General features: G+C 72.5%; 8 protein-coding genes and 1 pseudogene. 3 read left to right on the top strand and 6 right to left on the bottom strand.

The window, feature by feature from the left end; all coding sequences use genetic code 11:
• Position 1: 1 nt before the first annotated feature.
• Entirely contained in the window at positions 2 to 910 is a 909-nt protein-coding gene (locus BM051_RS01700; protein ID WP_092526836.1) for a sugar phosphate isomerase/epimerase family protein, read from the bottom strand.
• A 155-nt stretch (positions 911 to 1,065) separates the two neighbouring features.
• On the opposite strand from BM051_RS01700, the gene BM051_RS01695 reads away from it, so the two are divergent.
• From BM051_RS01695 to BM051_RS01685, 3 genes are read left to right on the top strand one after another with little or no spacing between them, the layout of a single operon-like run.
• Positions 1,066 to 2,073 (top strand): LacI family DNA-binding transcriptional regulator, encoded by a 1,008-nt coding sequence (locus tag BM051_RS01695; RefSeq protein WP_092528373.1) that lies wholly within the window; start codon positions 1,066 to 1,068, stop codon positions 2,071 to 2,073.
• A 12-nt stretch (positions 2,074 to 2,085) separates the two neighbouring features.
• On the top strand, positions 2,086 to 3,588 hold the full coding sequence (locus BM051_RS01690) for a CoA-acylating methylmalonate-semialdehyde dehydrogenase (protein WP_092526833.1): 1,503 nt from the start codon (positions 2,086 to 2,088) through the stop codon (positions 3,586 to 3,588).
• Between the two features lie 20 nt (positions 3,589 to 3,608).
• The gene (locus BM051_RS01685) at positions 3,609 to 4,613 is read left to right on the top strand and encodes a Gfo/Idh/MocA family protein (RefSeq protein ID WP_092526830.1); all 1,005 of its coding nucleotides are present in this window, start codon (positions 3,609 to 3,611) and stop codon (positions 4,611 to 4,613) included.
• 560 nt (positions 4,614 to 5,173) lie between these two features.
• Here the strand turns inward: BM051_RS01685 and BM051_RS01680 are convergent.
• From BM051_RS01680 to BM051_RS01660, 5 genes and pseudogenes are all read right to left on the bottom strand, one after another.
• The gene (locus tag BM051_RS01680) at positions 5,174 to 5,794 is read right to left on the bottom strand and encodes a LysE family translocator (RefSeq protein ID WP_092526827.1); all 621 of its coding nucleotides are present in this window, start codon (positions 5,792 to 5,794) and stop codon (positions 5,174 to 5,176) included.
• A 123-nt stretch (positions 5,795 to 5,917) separates the two neighbouring features.
• Positions 5,918 to 6,744: pseudogene (locus tag BM051_RS01675) on the bottom strand (dioxygenase family protein).
• 79 nt (positions 6,745 to 6,823) lie between these two features.
• Entirely contained in the window at positions 6,824 to 7,753 is a 930-nt protein-coding gene (locus BM051_RS01670) for an AraC family transcriptional regulator (protein WP_092526824.1), read from the bottom strand.
• 146 nt (positions 7,754 to 7,899) lie between these two features.
• Complete coding sequence (locus tag BM051_RS01665; protein ID WP_092528371.1) at positions 7,900 to 8,304, bottom strand: DUF6098 family protein; 405 nt, start codon at positions 8,302 to 8,304, stop codon at positions 7,900 to 7,902.
• 104 nt (positions 8,305 to 8,408) lie between these two features.
• Positions 8,409 to 9,041 (bottom strand): DUF4360 domain-containing protein, encoded by a 633-nt coding sequence (locus BM051_RS01660; RefSeq protein ID WP_092526821.1) that lies wholly within the window; start codon positions 9,039 to 9,041, stop codon positions 8,409 to 8,411.
• Positions 9,042 to 9,169 lie beyond the last annotated feature (128 nt).

Here is a 9,169-nt window from a genome sequence, read left to right as displayed (position 1 = left end):
GTCACTCCTGATCGATGGGTTGCTGCTGGAGACGATCCACGATGGACGCCAGCCGGTCCAGGCTGCGCGCGGTGTCGCGGCGGGGCTCGTCGAGCGGGCTGTCCGGGCCGAGCGCCGCGTCCTGCTCGAGCACGTACCAGCCGGTGTAGCCGGCCTCGCGCACGAACCGGACCATGGCCTCGATGTCGACGTCGCCGTCGCCGAGCGGGACGTAGAGTCCTTCGGCCACGGCCGCCGCGTAGCCGATCTCGCCCGCGCGCACCCGGCCGGCTAGGTCGGCGCGCACGTCCTTCAGGTGCAGGTGGGCCACCCGGTCGGGGTGGCGCTTGGCGAGGTCGACGGGATCGGTGCCGCCGACCATCAGGTGCCCGGTGTCCAGGCACAGCGGCAGGTCGGAGTCGGCGAGGAAGCGCTCCACCGCGGCGCTGTTCTCCACGTGCGTGCCCACGTGCGGGTGCAGCACGGTGCGCAGGCCGTGCCGGGCGGCGGTGCCGGCCACCTCCCCGGCGGTGTCGACCAGCGTGCGCCACTGCGTCTCGGTGAGCGCGGGTCGCTCGTCGTAGCCGTCCAGTCCGGTGGCCGCGGCGAGCACGAGCACGTCGGCTCCGCACGCGGCGAGCAGCGCCGCCGAGTCGGCCGCGGCCCGCACCGCGTCGGCCGGCCGCTCGTGCAGCGGCACGGCGAGGAACCCGCCGACCAGGCCGAGGCCGTGGTCGCCGAGCAGGCTCCGCAACGCGGCCGGGTCGCGGGGCAGGTAGCCCGGCGGGCCGAGCTCGGTGGCGCGCAGTCCCAGCTCGGCCATCTCGCCGAGCACGGTCGCCGCGTCCAGCACCCGGCCCCAGCCCGGCACCTCGCACACGCCCCAGGAGATCGGGGCGGCGGCGACGCGGATGGTGGACGGAGTGGTCATGCGGTGCCCTCTTCCCACGTCGTGCGGTGACTCCTCCACGCCGTGGCGCCGCGTCCGGCAGTCCGGGTGTTGGAGCGCTCTATTGATTAGAGCGCTCCAAGGATGTAGCGTGCGTCACGGCAGTGTCAAGGGTTGGTTTTCCGGCGGGAGGCGTGGTGGTCCGACCGACCATGGAGGACGTGGCCGCGCGAGCGGGCGTGTCCCGCGCGTTGGTGTCGCTGGTCATGCGGAACTCGCCCAAGGTGAGCCCGCGGCGCAGGGCGGCCGTGCTGAAGGCCGCCGAGGAGCTGGGCTACTCCCCGCACGTGCTCGCCAGGTCGCTGGCCAGCCGGACGTCCACCGTGCTCGGCGTGATGGTGTCCGACCTGCGCAACGCGTTCTTCGCCGAGGTGATCGAGGGGCTCGACGCCGCCGCCAGCGCCGCGGGGTTCCACGTCGTCCTCAACACCGGCGGCCGGCGGCCGAGCCGCGAGCGGGACGCGCTGCGCGGCCTGCTGTCGTTCCGCCCGGCCGGGGTGGTGCTGCTCTCTCCGGTGCTGCCGGCGGCGGCGATCGAGGAGGCGGCCCGGCAGTGCCCCGTGGTGCTGGTCTCCCGCGGCTCCCGGCTGCCCACCGTGGACACCATCAACGACGACGGCGAGGCCGGCGCCACGCTCGCGGTGGATCACCTCGTCGGGCTCGGCCACCGGCGGATCGCGCACTTCGACGGCGGCGGAGCGGCCGCGTCGGCCCGCCGCCGCGGCTACCGGGCGGCGATGGTCCGGCACGGGCTGGAGCCCATGGTGATCCCCAGCGAGCACACCGACAGCGCCGGGGAGAAGGCCGTGCGCCAGCTGCTCGCCGAGCACCTCGCGGACCTGCCCACCGCGGTGTTCGCCGGCAACGACTTCAACGCGATCGGCACGATCTCCGCGCTGGAGGAGGCGGGGCTGCGCGTGCCGGACGACGTGTCGGTGGTCGGCTACGACAACACCTCGCTGGCCGCGCTCCGGCACGTCTCGCTCACCACGGTCGACCAGCCCCGCGTCGAGATGGGCCGGCTCGCGGTGGAGGCCGTGCTGGAGCGGGTCCGCGGCGAGCGCACCGAGCCGGTCCGGCACCTGCTGCACCCCTCGCTGGTGGTACGGGCCACCACCGGTTCCCCGACATCCCGCAGCGCCTAGAAGGAGAGTTCGATGACCGAGATCGTGCCGCACTGGATCGACGGTGCCCGCCATCCCGGCGGGTCCGGCCGGCACGGGGACGTGTTCCAGCCCGCCACCGGCGCGGTGGCCCGCAGGGTCGCGCTCGCCGACACCGCGGACGTGAACGCCGCGGTGGCCTCCGCCGTGAAGGCCGCGCCGGACTGGGCGGAGAGCTCGCTGTCCACCCGGGCCAGGGTGCTCTTCGCGTTCCGCGAGCTGGTCGAGCGGCACGCCGGCGAGCTGGCCGAGCTGATCACCGCCGAGCACGGCAAGGTGCTCTCGGACGCGGCCGGCGAGGTGCGCCGCGGCCTGGAGGTGGTGGAGTTCGCCTGCGGGATCCCGCACCTGCTCAAGGGCGAGCACTCCGAGCAGGTGTCCCGGGGCGTCGACGCGTACTCGGTGCGCCAGCCGTTGGGCGTGGCCGTCGGGATCACCCCGTTCAACTTCCCGGTGATGGTGCCGATGTGGATGTTCCCGGTGGCGATCGCCTGCGGCAACACGTTCGTGCTCAAGCCGTCGGATCGCGATCCCTCGCCCTCGGTGCGGCTGGCCGAGCTGTTCGCCGAGGCGGGGTTGCCGCCGGGGGTGCTCAACGTCGTGCAGGGCGACGCCGACGCGGTGAACGCGCTGCTCGACCACCCGGACGTGGCGGGGGTGTCGTTCGTCGGCTCGACACCGATCGCCCGGCACGTCTACTCCAGCGGCACCGCGGCCGGCAAGCGGGTGCAGGCGCTCGGCGGCGCGAAGAACCACATGGTGGTGTTGCCCGATCTCGGCCCAGCCGACCTCGACGACGCCGCGGACGCCGCGGTGTCGGCGGGCTACGGCAGCGCGGGGGAGCGGTGCATGGCGATCTCCGTGGTGGTCGCGGTCGGCGACGTCGGTGACGCGCTGGTGCCGGTCATCGCCGAGCGCACCCGCGCGCTGCGCACCGGGCCGGGCACCGAGCCCGAGTCGCAGATGGGGCCGCTGGTCACCGCGCAGGCTCGGGACCGTGTCCTGTCCTATGTGGATGCCGGTGTGACGGAGGGCGCCACGCTGGTGGTGGACGGGCGCGGGTACGCCCCCGCCGGGCACGAGAGCGGCTTCTGGGCGGGACCGACGCTGTTCGACCACGTCACCCCCGACATGTCGATCTACACCGACGAGATCTTCGGACCGGTGCTGTGCGTGGTGCGGGTGCCGACCTTCGAGGCGGCGGTGGAGCTGGTCAACGCCAACCCGTACGGCAACGGCACGGCCATCTTCACCGGCGACGGGTTGGCCGCGCGGGAGTACCAGCGGAGGGTGAGCGTCGGGATGGTCGGCGTGAACGTGCCCATCCCGGTGCCGATGGCCTACTACTCCTTCGGCGGCTGGAAGGACTCGCTGTTCGGCGACACCCACGTGCACGGCGCGCACGGCGTGCACTTCTACACCAGGGCCAAGGCGATCACCGCGCGGTGGCCGCGACACCGGGCGGGTGTCGACCTCGGCTTCCCGACCCACGGCTGACACGAGAGGACGACGAACGGATGAGACTGGGACTGGCCGGTGCCGGCCGGATCGGCGCGATGCACGCGGAGATCCTGCGCGGGCTCGACGAGGTGGACGCGCTGGTGATCGCCGACGCCCAGCCGCAGCGGGCCGGGGAGGTGGCCGGCAAGCTCGGCGCGGAGCACGTCGAGGATGTCGAGGCGCTGTTCGGCGCCGGGCTGGACGGCCTGGTGGTCGCCGCGGCCACCGACGCGCACCCGGAGCTGATCGTGCGGTCGGTGGAGGCGGGGATCCCGGTGCTGTGCGAGAAGCCGGTGGCCGGGGACGTCGCCGAGACCGTGCGCGTGCTGCGCCGGGTGACCGGCGCCGAGGTGCCGGTGCACGTCGGCTTCCAGCGGCGGTTCGATCCCGGGTACGCGGCCGCGCGGGCGGCCGTGCGGTCCGGGGAGCTGGGGTGGGTGCACACCCTGCGCGCGACCACATTGGACCCGGCGCCGCCGCCGGCGACCTACATCCCCACGTCCGGCGGGTTGTTCCGGGACTGCGGTGTGCACGACTTCGACGTCATCCGTTGGGTGAGCGGGCAGGAGGTGGCCGAGGTCTACGCGGTGGGGACCAACCGCGGCGAGGAGTTCTTTCGCGCGGCCGGCGACGTCGACACGCTCGGGGCGGTGCTGACCCTGGCCGACGACACCATCGCGCTGGTGTCGGCCACCCGGTACAACGCGGCCGGGTACGACGTGCGGCTCGAGGTGATGGGGTCGCGGCAGAGCCTCGCCGTGGGGTTGGACGAGCGGATGCCGCTGCGGTCGGTGGAGGCCGGCGTGGCGTGGCCGAGCGGGCCGGCGTACCCGACGTTCGTGGAGCGGTTCCAGCCGGCGTACGTCGCGGAGTTGCGGGCGTTCGTGGCCTCGGTGCGCGGGGAGACCAGCGAGGCGTGCACCGTTGCCGACGCGCTGGAGGCGAGCTACGTCGCGGAGGCGTGCGAGCTGTCCCGCCGCGAGCACCGCCCCGTGCGGATCTCCGAGGTCCGCCGGGACTGACCACGCCGTGCCGCGGCGGGGTGACCACGCTCAGCCACGGACCTCCGCCGCGGCGGCCTCTCACACCGCGTGTGCGCCCGGTGCGGGTGAGCACGGCGGCGGTGAGCACCGCGGCGGCGGTGAGCACGGCGGCGGTGAGCACGGCGGCGGTGGCGAGCACGGCGGCGGTGAGCGCCGCGGCGCAGAGGCCCGCTCGGATGTCCAGTCGACGCAGGCGGAATCACCGGAACGGGCCCACCGAGAACGAATGTACGTCCCCGGCCCACCTACCTATTACCCGCCGCACCCTGGGGGCCATCCCCGGGTCCATTCTATCGGTTCTGGGGGTCCGCAACGGGCGCTCGCGAAATCTGTGGATCACTATGGGTGGTGTGGACAACTCGCCGTCGGCAGGGCCGGGAGACTCCGCAGGCACATCGGGGGGGAGTGGCCGTGGGATGGACAGACCCGGCCAGCCGTGGTGGTGGTGATGGCGGGTGGACGGCGGTGCGGGCGGCAGTTGGCGGCCGCTTTCTCGGTCGAGTTTGGCGAAAGAATATGACGATGCTGGAAAACGTCGATCAACGGTCGGTGAGCGCGAGCCGGGCACCGAGTCCCACGAACGCGCCGGCGAAGACCCGGCGCATCCAAGTGAGCACCCTGGGTCGGCTGATGACGTAATTGCGGATCAGCGCGGCGAACGCGCCGTAGCCGACGAAGACGACGAAGGTCAGCACCATGAACACCGCGCTGAGCTCGACCATGCGCAGCAGCGCGTACGGCTCGCCGGAGGACACGAACAGCGGCAGGAAGGCGACGAAGAAGATGGTCAGCTTCGGATTGAGAATGTTGATCAGGACACCGGAGACGATCACCTTCCTGGCCGATCGTGGCGCGGAGTCTCGCGCGGTGGTGTCGAGCGCCAGCGCGCCCTTCTCCCGCAGCATGCTCCACGCCATGTAGAGGAGGTAGGCGACGCCGAGGTACTTGAGCACCTGGAAGGCCACCGCGCTGGTGTGCAGCAGCGCGGCGAGGCCGGTGATCGCCGCGACCAGGTGCGGGATGATACCGAGCGTGCAGGCGAACGCGGCGACGACGCTGGCCCTGGTGCCCCGGGAGAGTCCGGCCGCCATCGTGTAGAGCACCCCGGTGCCCGGTATCGCGACGACGACGAGTGCGGTCAGCAGGAACTCGACGCTCACGGTGGCCTCCCAGCTCGACGGTGCCGCGCCGGCACCACGGGCGCCGCGCTGTCGGTCGTCACCTTACTCCGAGACGCCGAGGGTGGAACCCGAAACCGGTCCCACCGCTCGGCACTGGCTGGGTCATCGGGCTCGCCAGAGCGCCGGCGCGGCGGGAGGCTCCCACCCCGGCTGGGTTACGTGCGCCTGGAGGCAGACGTAGCCGCGCCCACCGTGGGTGACTCGGTCGCCCGCCGCGTACGCGGTGCCGGCAGCCCAGGTGCCACCACCTGCGGGCCCGGCTGTTGCGGCACGTCGAGCACGAAGTCGAACGTGGCCTCCCTCCCGGTCGGGGTGTCCCGCACGGTCATCAGCAGCCGCGGATCGAAGATCGCGTCCGTGTTGTTGCGCGGCTCGCCGGGGAAGTAGAGCTGTGTGGTGAGCACCCGCCGCCCCGGTGCCTGCACCTTGACGTGGATGTGCCGGGTGCGGCCGGGGTAGAGGCCCGGCACGATCGTCACCAGCCTGTACCCGCCGTCGGCACCGGTGAACTGGTGTCCGCGGAAGCGGAAGCCGACGTTGTCGTAGGCACCGGCGTGGTCGGCCTGCCAGAAGCCGAGCAGCACGTCGCCGATCGGCAGGCAGGCGAGGCCGAAGACGTAGCCGGTGACGGTCAGCCTCGTACCGGGCGTTCTCGACTGCACCAGCGAGGCGCGCCGCGGCGAGTTCGGCTTGAAGTAGGGGCCCTCGGTCTGCGGCGGGGTGGGGTCGTCGCCGTCGTCGCACTCGGGGGTCAATGTCGGGGTGCCGCCGGCGGCGCCGACCGTCCTGGCCAGCGCGGGCAGGCCGGTCAGTGCCGCACCCACGGCGGGGGCCGCGACGCCCGCGGCGAGCGCCGCGCGCAGCACGGTCTTGCGGCGGAGGCCGCGGCTGCCGTGCGGTTGTCCTTCGGTCGTGGTGGGGTCGTCCATGCCGGCTCCTCGGGGATCTCGGGAAGGCGTGGCACGACCGTAACCAGGCTGTACGGGCCCGGACGATGGACGGAATCGGTCAATCGTGGTGAATCTCGCGGGTGTCGCCGCCGCGCCAGTGCCGGTCCCCGGTGCGCCGGAAGTCACCAGGACTCACGCCCGTCTCCCGGCGGAAGAACCGGCAGAAGTACGCGGGATCGGCGAAGTCGAGCCGGCCGGCGACCTGCCGCACCGTCAGCGCCGTCTTCACCAGCAGCCGTTTGGCCTCGGCGACGCGGGCCTCGCGGAGCAGTTGGGAGGGCGTTCGGCCGGTCGCCGCCCGCACCGCCTCGGTGAGGTGGCCCGGCGTGACGCCGATGCGCTCGGCGTAACCGCGGACCGACCACTCGGTCAGGTCCGTCCGGTCGGTGAGCCGGGCGAACTCCGCGGCGACCGCCCCCGGTCGCGCGGGTGACGCGGCGACCGCCGGCGCGGCCAACCGGGCGGCGCGCACGACGAGGACGTGGAGCAGTGCGCGCAGGACCGACTCCGCGCCCTCGGCCCGGCGGCGGTACTCCTCGTCGAGCTCGGCGATCAGCCGGGCCGTCCCGCGGTGCGCGGCCTCGTCGAGGGCCAGCCACGGCCGCTCGCTCAGCCGGCGCAGCAGGTCCCGGTCCTCGGGGTGGTCCAGCAGGAAGTCGTCGGTGAACAGCACGACGAACCCGGTCAGGTCGCGGACGCCCTCCCAGTGGTGCACCTGGCCGGGGGCGAGCACGCCGAGGTGTGGCGGGCGCAGCTCCCACCGGGCGACGTCGACGACGTGCGTGCCGGTGCCGGCGGTGACGTGGACGATCTCGTGGAAGGTGTGCCGGTGCGGGAACGGCGCCCGGGACATCGGGCCGATGCTGTCGAACGTGCCGATGGCGAACGGCAGCGCGGTGGGTGTGGGTACCTCGAGGCGGTGCACCGGCGGGTCCCCGTCCCGCGGGGCTCGGCAGGGCGTCCCCGGCAACACGGTGGTCCCGCGCATCAGTCCCTCCCAGTGGTCCGCACAGCGGCCCCTTCCGGCGAAGAGGTTCAGACCAATCGGGTGTACCGGCATGATGGCACGGAGCGGGGGCGGCGCGGAACGATCCGAACGTGGGATTCGCCGTCCCGACCGTCGAACTCGCGGTTCTAGTGAGTGGACTCACCGGCGTTGAGGCGCTGGTGGTAGTGGCGCTGGGCCTGGTCGAGCAGGGCCGGGCTCACCCAGGCAACCGGCGTGATGTCGACGACAAGGGGCTCGTTGTCCGGGCCGAAGTCCACCTGTCGGCCGTTGAGCAGCCACGGGCGGGCGCCCTCGCGCAGCTCCCGCAGGTACTGGCACACCCGCCGGGCCAACCAGTCCTCCAGCGGGAGCGACCACCAGCCGGGCGCCGGCAGCGGGTTGACCGAGAGGCCGGGCATCAGCAGCCCGCTCTCGTGGTCCCGGCTCGGGTGCCGCGCGTCGGACTCCGGCCCCGGCGAGTAGCGCAGGTAGGGCGCCACGCCGAGCGATGTCAACTCGGCCAACTCGGCCAGGTCGTGCACGGTGAACATGTCGGTGCTCACCGCACCGGGGTCCCCCCGTCCCGCGCCGGTCAAACCTCGACGGGGTACGCCCGGCCGGCGCGCCGGCCGGGCGTACCACCTCCTCTCCGGTATCAGGAATCGCACTTCTTCCACGCGAAGTGGTACGTCGTCTTGATGCTGCCGTCGGTGGAGTCCATCGTCATGAAACTGGTGGTCTTCGTCGGGTCCGACGTTCCGGCGCTCACCCGCAGTTCCGTGTTGACGTTGAAGTTGCGTTCCTCGCCGCACGGCTTGTACACCAGCTGCGCGATGTCGGTGACGTCCGTGGCCTGCCAGTTGTCACTGTAGGGCCCGTTGTAGTTGTGGTCGACGTGCGCGGTGGGCGCCATTCCCTGGAAATAGTAGTTCGCCCGCTGCGTTCCCTTCGCGCCACGGGCCAGGTGCGCGAAGCCGCGGTAGTCGGCCTGGGCGATCGCGTAGGTGAACCCGTGCGGCACGTGCACCCGCAGATTGAGTTGGCAGTTCTTCCGGAAGTCGGTCGGCGACGCGCCCACACCCACCTGCGCCAGGTAGTCGCTGTAGGTCACGGTGAACGCCTTGTTGTCCGCCGACACCGCCACCGCCGCCGTCCCGAGCGGGCAGCCCGAGCCGTTGACGGTGACGATGTCGATGACGATGGAGTCGTTCGGCGGATTCCAGGATGTCGCCGCGGGTGCGGTGACCGTCGACAGGGCGAGGCCGGCTGCCGCTATCATGCTGAGCATCAGGGGGTCCTTTCCAGGGGCGAAGGGAATCGGATTCCGAGGGGCACCGCGCGGTAAGCAGAGCCTAGCCTTCGGTCCGGTTCCCCGGCGCCGCTGAATGGGGCAAAATTCCCATCATCGAATGGTAT

Source organism: Amycolatopsis arida (assembly GCF_900115565.1).
GTDB lineage: Bacteria > Actinomycetota > Actinomycetes > Mycobacteriales > Pseudonocardiaceae > Yuhushiella > Yuhushiella arida.
This window is presented reverse-complemented; position numbering and strand designations above follow the sequence as displayed.